Source organism: Parerythrobacter jejuensis (assembly GCF_039536765.1).
Taxonomy (GTDB): Bacteria; Pseudomonadota; Alphaproteobacteria; order Sphingomonadales; family Sphingomonadaceae; genus Parerythrobacter; species Parerythrobacter jejuensis.
Map to the genome: position 1 here is coordinate 2,678,255 of NZ_BAAAZF010000001.1, position 17,855 is coordinate 2,696,109.

The 17,855-nt window shown below is 61.1% G+C and carries 17 protein-coding genes; 9 read left to right on the forward strand and 8 right to left on the reverse strand.

Features of this window, described 5'->3' with window-relative positions:
• The first annotated feature begins 21 nt into the window (after window positions 1-21).
• The 9 genes from ftsZ (at window position 22) to ABD653_RS13070 (ending at window position 10,508) form a co-directional block, all read left to right on the forward strand.
• Window positions 22-1,767 (forward strand): cell division protein FtsZ, encoded by a 1,746-nt coding sequence (gene ftsZ / locus ABD653_RS13030; RefSeq protein ID WP_160779074.1) that lies wholly within the window; start codon window positions 22-24, stop codon window positions 1,765-1,767.
• A gap of 78 nt (window positions 1,768-1,845) precedes the next feature.
• A complete protein-coding gene (locus ABD653_RS13035) occupies window positions 1,846-3,693 on the forward strand; it encodes an SPOR domain-containing protein (RefSeq protein WP_234032158.1) in 1,848 nt (615 codons plus the stop codon).
• Between the two features lie 131 nt (window positions 3,694-3,824).
• Window positions 3,825-4,331: a type III secretion system chaperone family protein gene (locus tag ABD653_RS13040; protein ID WP_160779075.1), complete on the forward strand. Its 507-nt coding sequence runs from the start codon at window positions 3,825-3,827 to the stop codon at window positions 4,329-4,331.
• Window positions 4,332-4,364: 33 nt separating this feature from the next.
• Window positions 4,365-5,171: a pyrroline-5-carboxylate reductase family protein gene (locus ABD653_RS13045; RefSeq protein ID WP_160779076.1), complete on the forward strand. Its 807-nt coding sequence runs from the start codon at window positions 4,365-4,367 to the stop codon at window positions 5,169-5,171.
• Between the two features lie 111 nt (window positions 5,172-5,282).
• Window positions 5,283-6,059, forward strand: a complete 777-nt coding sequence (locus tag ABD653_RS13050; protein WP_160779077.1) for a Bax inhibitor-1/YccA family protein — start codon at window positions 5,283-5,285, stop codon at window positions 6,057-6,059.
• A 175-nt stretch (window positions 6,060-6,234) separates the two neighbouring features.
• Complete coding sequence (locus ABD653_RS13055; protein ID WP_160779078.1) at window positions 6,235-7,245, forward strand: hypothetical protein; 1,011 nt, start codon at window positions 6,235-6,237, stop codon at window positions 7,243-7,245.
• Window positions 7,246-7,373: 128 nt separating this feature from the next.
• Entirely contained in the window at window positions 7,374-8,429 is a 1,056-nt protein-coding gene (gene cgtA / locus ABD653_RS13060; protein WP_160779079.1) for an Obg family GTPase CgtA, read from the forward strand.
• Between the two features lie 40 nt (window positions 8,430-8,469).
• Window positions 8,470-9,603 carry a glutamate 5-kinase gene (gene proB, locus ABD653_RS13065; protein WP_160779080.1) on the forward strand — a complete coding sequence of 378 codons (1,134 nt, stop codon included), beginning with the start codon at window positions 8,470-8,472 and terminating at the stop codon, window positions 9,601-9,603.
• On the forward strand, window positions 9,600-10,508 hold the full coding sequence (locus ABD653_RS13070; protein WP_160779081.1) for an NAD-dependent epimerase/dehydratase family protein: 909 nt from the start codon (window positions 9,600-9,602) through the stop codon (window positions 10,506-10,508). Before proB ends, ABD653_RS13070 begins: the two co-directional genes overlap by 4 nt.
• A 4-nt stretch (window positions 10,509-10,512) precedes the next feature.
• Here the strand turns inward: ABD653_RS13070 and ABD653_RS13075 are convergent, their stop codons facing one another.
• The 8 genes from ABD653_RS13075 to ABD653_RS13110 form a co-directional block, all read right to left on the reverse strand.
• Window positions 10,513-11,304 (reverse strand): phosphoadenylyl-sulfate reductase, encoded by a 792-nt coding sequence (locus ABD653_RS13075; RefSeq protein WP_160779082.1) that lies wholly within the window; start codon window positions 11,302-11,304, stop codon window positions 10,513-10,515.
• The gene (locus ABD653_RS13080; protein WP_160779083.1) at window positions 11,297-11,749 is read right to left on the reverse strand and encodes a DUF934 domain-containing protein; all 453 of its coding nucleotides are present in this window, start codon (window positions 11,747-11,749) and stop codon (window positions 11,297-11,299) included. Before ABD653_RS13080 ends, ABD653_RS13075 begins: the two co-directional genes overlap by 8 nt.
• Window positions 11,742-13,373, reverse strand: coding sequence for a nitrite/sulfite reductase (locus tag ABD653_RS13085; protein ID WP_160779084.1), 1,632 nt, complete (start codon window positions 13,371-13,373; stop codon window positions 11,742-11,744). Before ABD653_RS13085 ends, ABD653_RS13080 begins: the two co-directional genes overlap by 8 nt.
• Window position 13,374: 1 nt before the next feature.
• Window positions 13,375-13,671: a DUF2849 domain-containing protein gene (locus ABD653_RS13090; RefSeq protein WP_160779085.1), complete on the reverse strand. Its 297-nt coding sequence runs from the start codon at window positions 13,669-13,671 to the stop codon at window positions 13,375-13,377.
• Window positions 13,668-14,426 carry a uroporphyrinogen-III C-methyltransferase gene (gene cobA, locus ABD653_RS13095; RefSeq protein ID WP_160779086.1) on the reverse strand — a complete coding sequence of 253 codons (759 nt, stop codon included), beginning with the start codon at window positions 14,424-14,426 and terminating at the stop codon, window positions 13,668-13,670. Before cobA ends, ABD653_RS13090 begins: the two co-directional genes overlap by 4 nt.
• Before the next feature lie 97 nt (window positions 14,427-14,523).
• Window positions 14,524-15,753: a mechanosensitive ion channel family protein gene (locus tag ABD653_RS13100; RefSeq protein ID WP_407672757.1), complete on the reverse strand. Its 1,230-nt coding sequence runs from the start codon at window positions 15,751-15,753 to the stop codon at window positions 14,524-14,526.
• Window positions 15,750-16,982 carry a cystathionine beta-lyase gene (metC, locus tag ABD653_RS13105; protein WP_199801225.1) on the reverse strand — a complete coding sequence of 411 codons (1,233 nt, stop codon included), beginning with the start codon at window positions 16,980-16,982 and terminating at the stop codon, window positions 15,750-15,752. Before metC ends, ABD653_RS13100 begins: the two co-directional genes overlap by 4 nt.
• A complete protein-coding gene (locus ABD653_RS13110; RefSeq protein WP_160779087.1) occupies window positions 16,979-17,827 on the reverse strand; it encodes a sulfurtransferase in 849 nt (282 codons plus the stop codon). The genes metC and ABD653_RS13110 overlap by 4 nt, the downstream gene beginning before the upstream one ends.
• Window positions 17,828-17,855 lie beyond the last annotated feature (28 nt).

The following is a 17,855-nucleotide window of genomic DNA, read 5'->3' on the forward strand; positions in this document are numbered from 1 at the left end:
CGGCCCTTGGAGTAAAGCGTCATGAGCATCAATATTGGCCCTGCCACCAGCGACGAGCTGCGGCCCCGCATTGCGGTGATTGGTGTTGGGGGAGCTGGCGGCAACGCCATCGCCAACATGATTGCGGCGCAGATCGAAGGCGTCGATTTCATCGTCGCCAATACCGATGCACAGGCGCTCAACACATCGTCCGCTGAACAGCGATTGCAGCTCGGCCCGGATATTACCGGCGGCCTTGGTGCGGGCGCGCGACCGGAAGTGGGCAAGGCTGCGGCTGAAGAAACAGTCGCCGAGCTTGAAGACATTCTCGACGGCGTGAACATGTGCTTCATCGCAGCAGGTATGGGCGGCGGTACCGGCACAGGTGCGGCCCCCGTGATTGCCGAGGCGGCACGGCGCAAAGGTGTTTTGACCGTCGGCGTCGTGACCAAGCCATTCCTGTTCGAGGGTACGCGACGGATGCGGGCGGCAGAAGCCGGCATCGACGAGCTTCAAAAGCATGTCGATACGTTGATTGTAATCCCGAACCAGAACCTGTTCCTGATCGCCAAGGCGGAAACGACCTTCAAGGAAGCCTTCCAGCTGGCCGATGAAGTGCTGCAGCAGGGTGTGCGCTCGATCACCGATTTGATGGTGATGCCTGGCCTGATCAACCTCGACTTTGCCGACGTGAAATCGGTGATGGAGGAAATGGGCAAGGCCATGATGGGCACCGGCGAGGGCGAGGGTGAGAACCGTGCTCTCGAAGCTGCCGAGCGTGCGATTGCCAATCCGTTGCTCGATGGGGTCAGCATGACTGGCGCCAAGGGGGTGATCATTTCGATCATCGGTGGCGAAGACATGAAGCTGCTCGAAGTCGACGAGGCGGCGAACCATATTCGCGAGCTGGTCGATGAAGACGCCAACATCATCTGGGGCTCGGCATTCAATCCCGATCTCGACGGCAAGATCCGTGTATCGGTCGTTGCGACCGGTATCGAACAGGGAGAGGCCGGTGCGGTCACGACTTCGCAGGCCATGTCGCTGGGCGGGGGCCGTGCGCCGAAGCGCCCGGTTCTGGAATTGCCGGAAGAAGACGAAGCCTTCGAAGATGATGGCGGCGACAGCATGTCGCTCGACGCTCCGACCGACGAGGTAGAACCTCTCGGCCTTTCGATGACCGATCTCGCTTCGGATGAAGACGATGATGAGGCGGAAGACGTCGAAGGCATTGTCGATCCCCTCGCCGGGATGCGCAATGAAAGCGATGAAGATCCCGAGCAGGCAGCCGACCCCGAAGATGCAACCGACGATAGCCAGTTCGGCAGTTCGATCGATGACCAGGACGGCTTTGCCGCTGAAAGTGGCGACAGCGATGCGAGCACGGACGACTGGAGCGATGTGCCCGAGCCGGCCGGAGACGATACGCTCGATCTGACCGAAGGCCAGCAGGCCGACGGTGCCGCAGAATCGGCAGGCGGTTCTGCCGAAGGGGGCTCCGCAGAAGGTGGAGATGATTTGCTCGGTGATGCAGACCGTCTGGCTGAACGCGATGAGCCCGTTGAACCCGCTCCTGCCGCAGGCAAGCGTCGCGGACTGGTTGCCGGTGGCGCCGGTTCCGGTGATGGCGGCGGTGATGCTGGCGGCAGCACCTTGTTCGAGAGAATGGCCAGCCTGTCGCGTGGCAGCTCGTCCAAGGACGAGCCTGAAGATGAAGACGGTGAAGATGATGACGAGGGCGGCTCGCTCAACATTCCGCGCTTCCTCGGGCGGCAGAACAACCAATAACGCTTGAAAATCCGCCCGTAGCCTGATTTTGGCGCGGTTCAGCTGGAACTGTTTAGGCCAGCAGCGTTAGGACCATTGATGGCAAGACTACGCTTCTTCCAGGCTTCCGCAGTTGCGGCGGCTGTGATTGTTCCGTTGCCTGTTGCCACCGCCATGGCGCAGGGGACGGGCACCGCTGTGGTCCAGCCGCTTCCGCCGCCTGCAGCCCAGTCTCTCAACACCGCGCTGCGGAGGTTGGCGCGCAATCCCCGCAATCTCGATGCCCTGATCGCTGCCGGCACCGCTTCGCTCGAGCTCGGCGATGTGGATGCGGCAGTGGGATTTTTTGGCCGGGCGGACGAGCTTGCGCCGGGTGATCCGCGCGCGAAGGCAGGCAAGGCCGCGGCTTATGTCCGCAAGCGCCGGCCTGTAGAAGCGTTGCGGCTGTTCCGGGAAGCTGAAGAGGGCGGGGTAGAAATCGTCAGGTTGGCAGCAGACCATGGGTTGGCTTTCGATCTGGTCGGCAACAACCGCGAGGCGCAAGCCGCCTACAGACGAGCACTGTCGCGCGGAGAATCCGCAGAGGTTTCACGCCGGTTGGCGCTGAGTCAGGCCATTGACGGCAATCGGCAAGGCTTCGAACAGACCTTGCGTCCACTGTTGGCGCGCCGCGATTTTGCCTCCTATCGCACGCGCGCTTTCGGGTTGGCGATTTTGGGACGGGCAGACGAGGCGGTGGCGATTACCGAAGCCGTGATGCCCCGCAATATGGCCGACCAACTGGCGCCCTATCTGCGCTATATGCCACGCCTCACCAAAGCGCAGCAGGCTGCTGCCGCGAATTTGGGCATTTATCCGGGAGCCGCGCAGATCGGGCGGGATGATCCCCGGATTGCCGGAATGGCAGGTTCGGCAGCGAGCAGCAGCACAGCTCGATCCGCAGACGCCGGGCTTGCCCCCTCAGGTGAGCCACTCGGCACGCCGGCGACTGGATCCGTTGCAGCGGTGCCTGCCAACCCTGATTCGCCGGCCGGCGCCCAGCAGAATCGTATCGAAAGACTCGCCAGCGCCGCGCGCCGCGAATCCGCTTCGGATCCCTTGACCCGTTCGCGTGAACGCCCTCGCGTAGTCCGTGCGGTTGAAGCAGCTCCGCAACGAGCGGCCGAGGCCGCGCGTAATGAGCCGGTGGAAGTGGAAGTGCAGGACGCGCCTGCCAGCGTAGAACCAGCGGCCCAGGAGGTCGTCGCGACGGCGGCTGAAAGCCAGCCGGTTGCGGCGTTACCGGCACAGGCTGCTGTGTCAGTGCAGACGCCAGAACCGGTATCCACTCCTCCGGTTGTTGTGGCTTCGATTGAGGATACTTCGCCCGCGCCAGGATTCGATCTTGCGCAGCTTGATCAGTCTCGGTCGGCCCAGCAGCCATCTGCGGTGACGTCCGTATCCGATGCTCCATCGCCTGCCAGCACCGTGGCACAAGCATCGGTGGCCCCAACGGCCACACCTTCTACACCACCCGCTCCTCCCGCTCCGACGCCCTCGGTGCTCGACGCGTTTGCCGACTTGGCCGGACCGGTAGCGCCGCCGGTTACCGCTGCAAGGGGTGCCGTCGATATCAGCGCGATCGAGCCTCCTCGCGAGGTGGAGGAAGCGCCTGAAGCGGAACCGGAAAAGCCTGCCCATCCCAGCCGTTTTTGGGTCCAGGTGGCAACGGGCCGCGACCGCAGTGCGCTCCGTTTCGATTGGCGCCGTATCAGTCGTCAGGCTGCGCCGCTGCTCTCAGACAAGGACCCCTATGTTACCCCATGGGGGCAAACCAACCGGCTTCTTGCGGGGCCGTTCCCGAGCCGTACAGCGGCCCGCAACGCTTTGAATCAAATGAAGGAAAAAGGCATTGATGCCTTCACCTTCACCAGCCCCGAAGGGCAGGAAATCGAACAATTGCGTTAGGCAATTCGGCGGCTTTTGCACATGCTTTGAACAAGCTGGATTGGTTCTCCCCAAGGATCGGTGGAGCAGCCATTGCGTGATCGGCACCGGGCGGGCCATGTCGCTGCCATGCAATCCATAAATCCCCCGCGATGACCAGTCCCCTCAGCGAATTCCAGGGCAATGATGATGCCGCGCCGGTGGATATGCTCGCCGCATTGTTCGAAGCGCGTGGCTGGTCGATCGAGGAGCTCTCCGACGACGAGATCACAGGCGAGGTGCAGGGCAGTTGGGCAAAATTCCAGCTGCGCGGAATCTGGCGGGCGGAAGACAATGTGCTGCAACTGGTCTGCATTCCGGATATTCGCGTAGCGCAAGACAAGCGTGGCGCGGCGCAAGAGCTGCTCGCACTGATCAACGAACAGATGTGGCTGGGCCATTTCGACATGTGGTCGAACGGCGGCGTCATCATCTATCGCCACGGCACGCTGCTACCTGATGACGGGATGCTCAGTCTACGTCAGGCGCAAGCCTTGGTGGAGACTGCGGTGGACGAATGTGACCGGTTCTACCCCGCATTCCAATTCGTGTTGTGGGGGGATAAGGCCCCACGCGACGCGCTCGATGCGGCGATGGTCGATGCGATAGGTGAGGCCTGACAAAGCAGCCCGGGCGCGCTAGCACGCCTGACTATGTCCATTACCAATATGCTCATTGTCGGCTTTGGCACCATGACGGGCGCTATGGTCGAAGGCTGGCTCAAGGCCGGCCGGCCCGCCACTACTTTCACGATCTATCACCCGCGCGGCAAAGATGTGCCCGATGGCGCGCAAATGGTGACGCAGTGGCCCGCACACCCCTTCGATGTCGTATTGCTCGGGGTGAAGCCGCATATGCTGGACGATGTCGCGCCTGGGCTGAAGGATGCCGTCGGGCCTGAGACGGTTGTCATATCCGTCCTCGCCGGGGTTGAACTGGCAAGCCTGCGCGACAGATTTGCCGATGCCGCGGCGATTGTGCGGTTCATGCCGAATCTGGCCTGTGCCCTGGGCAAGTCGCCCAATGCCCTTGTGGCGGAAGGCTTGTCCGAAGCTGGCAAGGTCGACATTACAGCGCTCGCCCAGGAACTGGGTTCTGCCGAATGGCTTGAAAGCGAAGGGGATTTCGATCTCGTCACGGCCTTGGCCGGATCGGGTCCCGGCTTCACCTATCGCTTTATCGACGCCCTGGCCGCTGCAGCTTCCCGTCTGGGTCTGGAGGAACAGCAAGCAGGGCGTCTCGCCCTCCAGATGGTCGAGGGTGCCTCTGCCCTCGCGGCGCGTTCCGAGTTCAGCCCAGGCGAGCTGGCGCAGCGTGTGGCGAGCCCGGGCGGAATGACCCAGAAAGGGCTGGACGTGCTGGATGGCGATGATGCCCTTATTACCCTGCTCACCGATACGCTCCACTCTGCGCGCGACAGGGGCGCTGAAATGGCGGCCCAGGCGCGTCGCCAGGGTTAATCGCTGTTCATCGAAAAGACCGCGATTGCCCTTGAAATTCGGCGGTTTTGGGCTGATATTGACCCCATACCGGAGCTATTGGGCTGCCGGACAGAAGGAGTTTGGATCGAAATGGCAAATTGGAACGACCCCCGGCAGTCGCAGACGGGCTTCGGCTCCGTCCCGCGCGCAGGTGGCGACGTTGCTTCGCGCACCACGTTTGATGCGGGCCTGCGCAAGCATATGCTGTCGATTTACAATTACATGGCATCGGGCATTTTGCTGACCGGTGTCGTCGCAATGCTCACAGCACAATCGGGCCTGGCCCTGACATTCGCCTCCGGCCCAATGATGTGGCTTGTGGCCTTGTCTCCGCTGGCAGTGGTCTTCGCGATGAGCTTCGGCCGCAACAAGTTCAGCACCGCAACCTTGCAGATGATGTTCTGGGGCTTCGCGATCCTGATGGGTCTTTCGCTTTCTACGATCTTCCTCGTCTATACCGGCGGTTCGATCGCAGCGACATTCTTCGCCACGGCGGGCGCCTTCGCGGGTCTCAGCCTCTTCGGCTACACTACGAAGAAGGACCTGTCCGGAATGGGCAGCTTCCTGATCATGGGTGTCATTGGCCTCATCATCGCCAGCGTGATCAACTTCTGGCTCCAGTCAAGTGCGCTCGAGCTGGCTGTCAGCTTCCTCGGTGTACTGATCTTCGCAGGCCTGACCGCCTACGATACGCAGCGGCTCAAGACTGAGTATCTGCAGATCCAGCAGCTTGCGGTTTCGAACCCGGGCGTTGCGGCGCAGTATCCAGTTGGCAAGATGGTGATCCTGGGAGCTCTCAGTCTCTATCTCGATTTCATCAACATGTTCCTGTTCCTGCTGCGCTTCATGGGTGCGGCCCGCGAATAGGCCGGAACGGCCATTTCCCGCGCACTGTCGCAGGAATGACTCAATTGATCGTGCCCGGGGTGCAAATTGCACCTCGGGCATTTTCATATCTTCACGGGCGGGTTAGGGACGATCCTTCAGTTTCAGGCAGGGCACGCCTTGTCATGATCGTCGGACCTAGGAGGGTTGCACCCGCATGATCACGCCAGTTTTCCAAAGAATCCGTCTTGTCGCCGTGGCGTTAGGCCTCGCCTCGCTTGTTGCCTGCGCAACGCCTGCGCCGCCACCACCGGCCCCCGTGGCCGCGCCGCCGCCAGTACAACTTGTGCCGTATCGCCCGCGCCCGCCTTTGGGTGCATCGACGATGATGTCCATCCCGCAAATAGGTGCCGATGGCGTGCGCCAGACGATCAATGCCGGGATCACACCTGCCCAGACGATCTGGAACATGCGCGCGGCGCTGAATGTCGCCACGCTGAATTGCCAGGATCCGCAATTTGCCAATCTTCTGCCGAATTATTCGGCTTTTCTGACCAATTTCCGCCGGCCCCTGCGAACCGCCAATTCGGCGGTGACCCGCGAATTTCGTGATCGTTTTGGTCGCCGCTCCTATCGGGGTGAGCAAGACAGTTACATGACGCGTGTCTACAATTTTTACGCCCTGCCGCCGGCCCAGCGTGGCTTTTGCCAGGCAGCACTGGAAGTAAGCGCGGCATCGCTGACAGTAGCACCGGCCGACCTGGAGAGCTTTTCGGCCCGTTCGTTGCCGCGCCTCGATGCGGTGTTTGAAGACTTCTTCAGCTCGTACGAACGCTACCAGCGCGACCTGGCCAGCTGGAATGCCACCTATGGCGTCAACGCTGTTCCAGGAACACCGGTGACCTCTGTGCCGCGCACAGGCTCCCTTGCGCCGACCCCGGCAGAACAGGTGCTGCTGCGCGAGACGCCCGACGGTATTTCGCGCCAGGCTATTACCGAGGCGCGGGCGGCCAATGCCACGGTAGAGGTCTTGCCATCGGTCGATCCGGGCGAGAGTGCTCCATCGAGCGAGGCGGCTCCGGCGGTTGAGGCGGCACCGGTGCTGGATACGACACCTGCGCCAGGGTTCGAGACGGCACCTGCGCCACAGCCCGACTCTGGCGGGATTGTGTTTTCCTCCACGCCGGTAGTCCAGTCGGAGCCGGGAACGGACGATCCGGACGGCTAAACCTCGCGTCGGCCGCTAGGCCAGCCTGACAATCGATCGGCCAAGGCGGCGTGTTCCGCCGCCCGTTGCGTGTGGCTAATGGAAAACAAAGACTCCCGTTTCCGTGCGCAAATCCCTAGGTGGCATCCATGCATTTTCTCGATCAGGCTAAAATCTACCTCAAGTCCGGTGCGGGTGGCCCCGGGGCTGTTAGCTTCCGGCGCGAGAAATATGTCGAATATGGCGGGCCTGATGGCGGCAATGGCGGCAAAGGCGGCGATATCGTGTTCGAGGCGGTGCAGGGTCTCAATACGCTGATCGATTTCCGCTATGCCCAACACTTCAAGGCCAAGCGCGGCGAGCACGGGCAGGGCAAGGACAAGACCGGCGCTGGTGCGCCCGATCTGGTGATACCGGTGCCCGTTGGTACGCAGATATTGTCCGAGGACAAGGAAGAGATTCTGGCCGACTTTACCGAAGTGGGTGAGCAGGTTGTACTGCTTGAAGGTGGGATGGGTGGTCGCGGCAATGCGAGTTACAAATCCAGCACCAACCGGGCGCCGCGCCAGCATCAGCCGGGCACGCCAAGCGAGGAAATGTGGGTCTGGCTCAGGCTCAAACTGCTGGCCGATGTGGGCCTGCTGGGACTGCCGAATGCCGGCAAGAGCACCTTTATCAACGCGGTTTCGAATGCGAAGGCCAAGGTTGGCCATTATGCATTCACCACGCTGGTGCCCAAGCTGGGCGTGGTCCATCACAAGGCGCGCGAATTCGTGCTGGCGGATATTCCCGGCCTGATCGAAGGCGCGGCGGATGGGGCCGGAATCGGTGACCGGTTCCTGGGCCATATCGAACGTTGCCGGGTCCTGATCCATCTCGTCGATATTTCCGGTGATGATCCCGCTGAAGCGTTTCGAACAGTAAATGCCGAGCTCGAGGCTTATGGCGCGGGACTGCACGAGAAGCCGCAGCTGGTCGCGCTCAACAAGCTCGATCTGGCGGACGAAGAACTCGCAGCGGCCTTTGCCGAAGAACTGCTGGAGGCCGGGGCAGACGAGGTCTTCGCGGTCTCAGGTGCGACCGGGGCAGGTCTGGAGCCGCTGCTCGACGCCGTTCTTGGCTACTTGCCAGAACAAACCTCGACCGAGACCAATGCCGCGCCGGAAGAAGAAGGCGATAGTGACGGAGAATGGTCGCCCATTTGAGGCGCTTCAAATTGGCCCAATAGACCGCTAGGCGCATTGCATGGCCATCCGGACTCTGAACGACTTGCAAGACAAGACCGCGTGCCCGCTGCTGGTGGTCAAACTCGGCTCTGCCTTGCTGGTCGATGGCGGGGGGCAGATCCGGCAGGATTGGCTCGACGGGCTGATCGAAACTCTCGCAGGTCTTCACCAGGCAGGGCAAAGGATTGTGTTGGTCAGCTCCGGCGCGATTGCCTTGGGGGCAGCGCGGTTGCGCTTGCCCGTCGGCGGTCGAGGGAGCCTGTCCGATGCGCAGGCAGCGGCATCGGTAGGCCAGATTGCCTTGGCCGGATTGTGGTCCGAAGGGTTCGCGCGGCACGACATTGTTACAGCACAAATGCTGCTAACGTTGGATGACCTGGAAGACCGGCGGCGATACCTCAATGCGTCTGCGACCTTGGGTCGGCTATTGGATGCGGGCGCCGTTCCGGTGATCAACGAGAATGACAGTGTCGCCACTGAAGAAATCCGCTTTGGCGATAATGATCGGCTGGCCGCGCGAGTGGCACAGGCAGCAGGTGCGCAGGCGGTTCTGCTGCTGTCTGACGTGGACGGATTGTTTGACCGGCACCCGGACGAGGATGGTGCAAGTTTGCTATCGGTGGTGGACACGATCGATTCCTCTATCCGCACGATGGCCAGCGACGGGTCCGGTTCGGGCCTCGGATCGGGCGGAATGGTATCCAAAATCCAGGCCGCAGAAATGGCAACCCGCGCAGGTGTTGCCTTGGCTATTGCCAACGGAACGGCTGATCATCCGATCAAACGCGTGTTCAATGAAGGCATTGGTACTCTGTTCTTGGCGCAGGAGCCCAACAGTGCGCGCAAAGGCTGGCTCGGAGGCAGGTTGGCCCCGGCTGGCTCGCTTCGGGTCGACAAGGGATGCGCCCAGGCGTTGCGCGATGGGGCCAGCTTGTTGGCCGCCGGGATCATTGGCGTTTCCGGAGCTTTCCAGCGCGGCGATTTGGTCACCATCTGCGATATGGGCGGGCGCAAACTGGCCCAGGGCCTGAGCGAATATGCGGTCGACGAATGCCTGGCCATTGCCGGGAAAAGAGCGGCTGACCAGGCCGACATTCTCGGCTATTCCCCGCGGGCAACGGTAATCCATCGCGACCACATGGTGATGCTATGAGACTAGCGATAACGGGGGGGACCGGCTTTGTCGGGCAGGCGCTGGTCGACCTGGTCGAAACACGCAGCATCAAGATGCGCTCGCTTGCGCGCTCGATCCCGGACAAACGTCGAGGCGTGGACTGGGTACAAGGTGATCTGGCCAACACAGTTGCGCTCGCCAAGCTAGTCGATGGGGTGGATGCGGTCATCCATATTGCCGGACAGGTTCGCGCGCGCGATCCGCAAGAATTCGAAGCGGCCAACGTGACGGGAACGCTCAATGTAGTGGAAGCGGCGCTAGAAGCGAAGGTGCCGCGCTTTGTTTTTGTATCCTCGCTCGCAGCACGGGAGCCTGCATTGTCCCGCTACGGCGCGTCCAAGCTTCGGGCCGAGAAACTGGTGGCAGCAAGTGGGCTCGACTGGACGATCATCCGCCCTCCGGCTGTTTATGGTCCGCGCGACGGGGAAATGCTCGACTTGTTTGAAATGGCCAGCATGGGTGTCGTCCCGATGCCCAAGCAGGGGCACACCTCGCTGATTCATGTTGGCGATCTGGCGCGCCTGCTTCTGGCGGTATTGCCCAGCGACGACGACACTACGAGCAAGATATTCGAACCCGATGATGGCCGACCCGGCGGGTGGGAGCATCGTGACCTGGCACTCGCGATTGGCTGGGCGATGGGCAAGAAACCGTTCGTGCCCAGGCTGTCTCGCGGCGTCTTGGGATTTGCAGCAAGGATGGATGGTCTGCTGCGGCGTGACGGGGCTAAACTCACACCAGACCGGGTCGGCTATATGTGCCATCCGGACTGGGTCTCTTCGCCAGACGCCAAGCCGGATGCCGCCCTATGGGTGCCCAAGATACCCACGCGGGACGGCCTCAAAGCGACTGCCAAATGGTACAAGGATCGCGGCTGGGTCTGACCGGTCAGAAAGCCGGATCGTAACCCGGTGGCAAATCGCCATCCGCGTCGTTTGTGCCGGGCACGTGGATACCGCACTCGGTCTTGTCCCAGCCTTTCCATCTGCCGGAGCGGGGGTCTTCGCCTGGCGCGACCTTGCTGGTGCAGGGGGAGCAGCCGATTGATGGATAGCCCTGTTCGACCAGTGGATGGCGGGGCAGATCATGCTCTTCGAAATAGGCCTGAATACGTTCTGCATCCCAATCGATCAGCGGATTGATCTTGAGGCGGCCCTGGGCATCGGATGTATCGATTTCAAACCGTGGCAGATTGGCGCGCGTGCTGCTCTGAAAGGCTTTGCGACCGGTGAAACTGGCATCGTATCCAGCGAGAGCCTTTGCCAGCGGCTTGACCTTGCGGATTTCGCAGCAACCGTCGGGATCGTATGACCAGCGCAGGCCCGTTTCGTCCTTGGCCGCCAATTCTTCCACCTCGGGAACAAGATTGATCAGATTAGTCAGCCTGAAGCGCTTCACCAGTTCGTCGCGATAGGCCAGCGTTTCGGGGAAATGTTTGCCGGTTTCGAGAAACAGAACCGGCAGATCGGGTTCGACCTGTGCGATCAAATGCAGCAAGACAGCGCTTTCCGCGCCAAAGCTCGAAACGGTGGTAACATTGCCAGCCAAGCCGGCCTGGATCACCGAATTGAGCAGAGGTAGCGTTTCTGCATCTTCAAACATCGCGTTCAGGCGATCAGCATCTGCCTGGGTGAACCGCGGGCCGGTGTCGATCCGATCGATAGAGCGCATTTCATTCATGGCGCTTCTCCTGCACGGTGCGGCGGGCGTCGGCGGCGGACTGGTATACAGCCTGGAAGCGTTCGAAAGCCGCCTGCACGTCTGCCTCGTCCAAAGGTTGCTCTGGCGCGAAACTGTCAAAACCGCAGCGCCGCATGAAGTTGATCTGGTCAACCAGCACATCGCCGACGGCGCGCAGCTCGCCTTCGTATCCTGCCTCGCGCAGGATGCGGGCGGCAGAGTAGCCTCGGCCATCGCCGAAGGCGGGGAAATTCACCTCGACCAGTTTCAGCCGGCCAAGATGCGGGAGCAGCGCGCGTGCATCGTCGCCAGGCTCAATCCGGACCGCGGCAGAATTGGACTGCTCGAGAAACGCGTCCACTGTCACTTGTGCATGGTCGACCGGCTCGTCGTCGCGATAGCGCAATTGCACATCGTCGGGGCTCGTACCGAGGGAATCAGCCATAAAGCGCCTCCTTGAACGGGGCCATGCCAATGCGGCGATAGGTGTCGAGGAAACGCTCCCCGTCCTGCTTCTGCGCGAGATAGACATCGGCGGCGGTTTCCACCGCATCGACAATCCCCGCCTCGTCAAAGCCGGGGCCGGTGATCTTCGCCAGCGAGGTATCTTCTGCCTCGCTCCCGCCGAGCAGCAGCTGGTAGCTTTCGGTACCCTTCTTATCGACGCCCAGGATGCCGATATGGCCGGCGTGATGATGCCCGCAGGCATTGATACAGCCGGAGATTTTCAGCTTGAGCTCGCCCAGCGTATCGCCCTTGCCATTGGCGGCGAACCGTTCGGAGATTTGCTGCGCAATCGGGATCGAGCGGGCATTGGCGAGGCTGCAATAATCGAGGCCGGGGCAGGCGATGATATCACCAACCTGGTCGAGATTGGGCTCACCCAGCCCCGCTTCGTTCAGCGCTGTCCATAAGGCATGGAGATCGGCGATCTTCACATGCGGCAACACGATGTTCTGCGTGTGCATCACCCGGCTTTCGTCAAAGCTGTATTGCTTTGAAAGATCGGCCATCAAATGCATTTGCGCGGTTGTCGCGTCGCCGGGAATTCCGCCAACCGGCTTCAGGCTGATAACGGCGGAGACATAGCCCGGTGCCTTATGCGGATGCGTGTTCCGGTCAGCCCACAGTGCGAAATCGGGATCGGATCGATCGATTTCTGTGGTCAGACCGGTTTCGAAAGCCGGATCGTCAAAGAATGGCTTGATCCGTTCCAGTTCCGCCAGGGGTGGTTCGACGCCCTGGTCAAGGAGATGCGCAAACTCCTCCTCAACCTGGCTTGTATACTCCTCGGCACCCATTTCATGGACTAGGATCTTGATCCGGGCCTTGTACTTGTTGTCGCGTCGGCCATGGCGATTGTAAACGCGCAAGCAGGCTTCGGAGTATGTGACCAGCTGATCCAGCGGCACGAAATCGCGGATCTGCGGTGCAATCATCGGGGTCCGGCCCATGCCGCCACCGACATAAAATGCCGCACCAATTTCGCCGTTTTTCTCGACGATCTGGATGCCAATATCATGTAGGCGCATTGCGGCGCGATCGGTATCGCTGGCGATGACCGCAATCTTGAACTTGCGGGGCAAATAGCTGAATTCCGGGTGGAAGCTCGACCATTGGCGCAGCAATTCGGCGTACGGGCGCGGATCGATCAATTCGTCCGCAGCAGCGCCTGCAAAATGGTCCGAGCTGATATTCCGAATACAATTGCCGCTGGTCTGGATGGCATGCATTTCGACCTTGGCGAGATCCGCCAGCAAGTCTGCGGCTTCTTCCAGCTTGATCCAGTTGTATTGGATATTCTGGCGCGTGGTGAAGTGCCCGTAGCCGCGATCATACTTGTCCGCGATATCCGCCAAGGTATGCATCTGGGAGCTACTGAGCGTTCCGTAAGGGATTGCGACGCGCAGCATATAGGCATGCAGCTGGAGGTAGAGGCCATTCATCAGTCGCAAGGGCTTGAACTGGTCTTCGGTCAGCTTGCCTTCGATGCGGCGTCGGGCCTGGTCGCGGAATTCTTCAACGCGGGCATCGACCATCGCCTGGTCATATTGGTCATACTTATACATGTCAGATCACCCAGTTGCCGGCATCGGGGTCGGCGGGCTTGAGGGTCAGGTCGGGGCGGACGGTCGGGCCAAGGGCGCGGACGCGATCCTTGATATGCGCGGGGCGCACGCCGTTTTTGTCGCGTTCGGCTTCGATGGCATAGGGTACATTGACCCGGCGCGACGCTTCTTCGCGGGCGAGGATTGCCGCGGCGTCCTCACCGACATCGACGGCTTCGTTCACGTGGATGGACCAATCCTGGCCGTCCCACCACACGACTGCGCCGCTCTCCAGATCGTTTCCGGTCAGTATCTTCATGCGGCTGCCTCCTGCGCCAGACGGGCGACCGCCAGATTGTCACGGGCGGTTACTTCGCCAATCACGATAAGGGCAGGGCTGATGACACTCTCGGACTCGACCAGGTCAGGCAGTCCGGCGAGCATACCGCGTAATACGCGCTGGTTCGGGCGAGCCCCGTTCTCGATCACGGCGACAGGCATTTGCGGGGCAAGCCCGTCCGCCATCAGTTTTTCGGCAATCTGGGGGGCGGTCTTTACGCCCATATAGATCACCAGCGTGCGTCCGGCTCCGGCCAAGCCGGCCCAATTCTGGTCTTTCAAGCCTTTGCACTGGCCAGCCACGAAGCTGACAATGCTTGATGCGTCACGATGGGTGAGCGCAATCTGCGCCGCGGCGGCAGCGCCATTTGCGGCGCTGATGCCGGGAATGATCTCGACCCGAATGCCCTCGGCCCTGGCAGCTTCTGCCTCTTCGCCACCGCGTCCGAAAATCAGCGGATCGCCGCCCTTCAAGCGCACTACATCGCGGCCTGCGCGGGCTTCGCGCACCAGCAATGCGTTGATATCCTCTTGCGGCAGCGTGTGCTTGGAGCGCTGCTTGGCAACCGAGATCAAAGTCGCATCGGGCCGGGCAAGGTCCAGGATCGAGCGATCCACCAGCCCGTCATGAACGATGATTTGTGCGGACCCGAGCAAGCGGGCGGCACGCACGGTCAGCAAGTCCGGATCGCCCGGACCTGCGCCAACGAGATAGATAGTGCCTGTTTCTGCCATGCGGGCGAAATGGTCCTGCGCGCGTCGCGTCGCCAGCGAGAATGGATCGCAGGGCAGGTAGCAAAGATTTTGAAAGCGCGCGTTTGCGGGCCGGAAGCTACTCTTTGTCGTCCCTCACGCGCTGGGAAATCGCTGCAACAAGCTGGTCGAAGGCCTGGTTTCCGCGGATATTGAGATCGCGTTGCGGGAACGGGATCTCGATCCCTTCTTCCTGGAACAGGTACCATAGCTTCTTCAAGACGGCAGATTTGATATTTCCGATCCCGTCCTCAGGATCGGAGATCCAGCAGTGAATGATGAAATTCACCGAGCTGTCGCCATACTCGTCAAGCCAGATCGTCGGCGGTGGGGTTTTCTTGATGCGCTCCACCGATTTTGCCGCTTCCAGCATAAGCTTCTCGGCAAGATCGATGTCGCATCCATAGCTGACCCCGACCGGCACTTGTACACGGACATTCCTGCTGGAATACGACCAGTTTTCGACCTGATTGATCATCAGATTCTCGTTCGGGATGAGATACTCTTTCTGATCCCGCGTGGTAATCGAAACAGCACGAATGCCGATTTTCCGGATTTGCCCGAATGTAGAATTACCTGCCTGATCGGCCACTGCAATCACGTCGCCTGGTTTGATTGATTTGTCCATCAGCAGAATGATCCCGGCAATCAGATTACCAAAGGTTTTCTGCAAACCGAAGCCGATCGCGAGGCCAAATGCGCCTGAGAAAACTGCAAGCGCTGTCAGATCGATGCCCAACAGATCAATGCTGAGGAAGAATGCTGCCGACCACACGATGATAGTCGAGATTTTCTCGGTCAGCAGCCGCTGGGTTCCGTCCAGCCGGGTAAACCTGGCAAGCAATGCGTGGCAGCCCTTGGTCACAAGCCAGGCACCCAGAATGACTGCCAGGACGATTCCCGAGGCGAAAACCAGATCCCATAGCGAGAGGCGCATGCTGCCCAGTTCGATGGCCATGGCGTCCATGGATTCTACCATCCCGCCGATCGTCTCGCTGCGCTCGGTGACCGCTACCTTCGCTTCTTCGGCTGTCGAGATGGCTTCGGTCGGCGCAACTTCGGGTTCAGGAAAGGTCTCCGGGTCGGCCATGATCGGCTCGCCCGTCTCCGGATCGAGCAATGGCTCGCCAGTCTCCGGATCAAGAACGGGGACAAGCTCCTGCGCCGCGACACCGGTCAACTGTTCGCCTGTTTCGGGATCGAGCAAAGGTTCGCCGGTTTCGGGATCGACCAGCGGCACAGGCTCCGCTTGGCTGGACGAAGACGGCGTTGGCGCAATCGTCGTAGGGGCGGCAGAGGTGGCGGTCATTCCTGGTCCATTGCGGTGAAGGCCTGATTAAGGTCTTTGATAAGGTCTTTAGGGTCTTCGAGGCCGATCGATAGCCTAATGCCCAGGCGATTGTCACTGTCCCAGTTTGCTGGTGGCCACGGGGTCGCGCTGCGAATTTCGGCAGGATCGAACGGGATCACCAGGCTTTCGAACCCGCCCCAACTATACCCAATGCCAAACAAGTCGAGTGCGTCGATGAAGGCAGCGCGCTGTTCGATAGTGCGGCCTTTGAGGACGAAAGAGAACAGGCCGCAACCACCAGTAAAGTCACGTTTCCATATATCATGGCCGGGACATCCCGCGATCATCGGGCAAAGGAGGTGGGCTACCTCGTCGCGGTCCTGCAGCCAGCGGGCGATGGCCAGTGCGCTTTCGGTTTCCCGTTGCAAGCGCACTTCCATCGTCCGCAGCCCGCGCAGCATGAGGGCCGCATCATCGGGTGATACGATATTGCCCAATTGCTGGGCCGTGCGGCGCAGGCGGCGGTAAAGCCTTTCGTCGCGCGCGGTGGCAGAGCCCATCATGACATCAGAATGGCCAGAGACATGTTTGGTGAGCGACATGATCGAAATGTCGCAACCTCTTTCCAGAGCCGGAAAGCCCAGCGGGCTGCCCCAGGTATTGTCGACCAGCGAAACGGCACTCTTGGCTTTGGCAATAGCTGTCAGCGCCGGAACATCCTGCACCTCCATCGTCAGGCTGCCCGGGCATTCGAACAGGACGGCTTTGGTGCGCTCGCAAAACCTATCGGGGAAGCCTGCCACGTCCGTAGGATCGAAAAATCGCGGTTCGATGCCAAATCGTTTGAGGATGCCGGTCGCGATATTGCGACTGGGATCATAGGCGTTGTCGGTTACCAGCAAGACATCGCCGGGTTTCAGGACAGCCATCAGCGATTGCGCGATCGCGGCAGTGCCGCTGGGATAAAGGATCGTGCCGAACCCGCCAGGCTCGATTTCGGTCAGGGCCTCGCACAGCGCCCATTGGGTCGGGGCACCACGCCGTCCGTAGTAGAATTGGCCGTCATTGTTGTTGGCATTGGCCGCTTTGCGCTCGGCCTCATTGGCGTAGAGATGCGTGCTCGCCCGCCAGACCGGTGGATTGACCACCGGACCGGTCCATTCCTCGCGGCGCCCTGCCTCGACCAGCTTGGTGCCGATGCCCTCGCGCTTCGCCCCGTCCTTGCCCTTGCCGTCATTCTCGCTCAGCGGACCGCTCCCACTTCCTTGGGCGTATCAGGATCGCCGCCCCATTCGGCCCAGCTACCGTCATACAGCGCCACATTCTCGAAACCGGTCAGGTGCAGCGCGAAGGCGAGGACGGAGGCTGTCACTCCGCTCCCGCAACTGGTGACAATCGTGCGATCCAGATCTGCACCGCATTGTTCGAACAACCGCCGGAGCGTCGCTGTGTCGTGAAAGGTCCCGTCCGGTTGCAGCATGCTCGAAAAGGGCAGGTTTCGGGCGGCGGGGATATGCCCTCCGGCCAGCCCATGGACGTGGTCTTCGCTGGTACCGCAGAAACGCGCTTGGTCGCGAGCGTCGATCACTTGCTCTTCCCCGGTTTCGACATTGGCTAGCATTTGCGCCTTGTCCCGTAGAACCTTGCGGTCCGCGACCAACGTAATTCCGGATCCCGATGCCTGAGCCGGTACATCCGTTTCGATTGGGCGATTTTCTGCCCGCCATTTTCCCAGGCCACCATCCAGCACGGCGACGTCCTCCAGGCCGAACAGGCGGAGCAGGAACCACGCGCGGCAGGCACTGCGCAGGGTGCTGTCATCATACAGGACAATGCGCGATGCTGCGCTCACTCCCAGCTCGGTCAGGCGTGTCTCGACCCGGCTGGCATCGGGCACTTTGCCCGGCATATGCGATGCTGGATCGTGCAATCCGGCCAGTGCGAGGAAACGGGCGCCGGGAATATGGGCAGCCGCGAATTCATCTGCCGGGTTGCGTCCGGCGTCGGGCAAATGGAGCGAGGCATCGAGGATGACCAGCGATGTGCTGCCCAGCTCATTTTCCAGCCAATCTGTCGTTACCAGCATATCCATGGACATCGACCTAGCGAGAGGAAGCGTG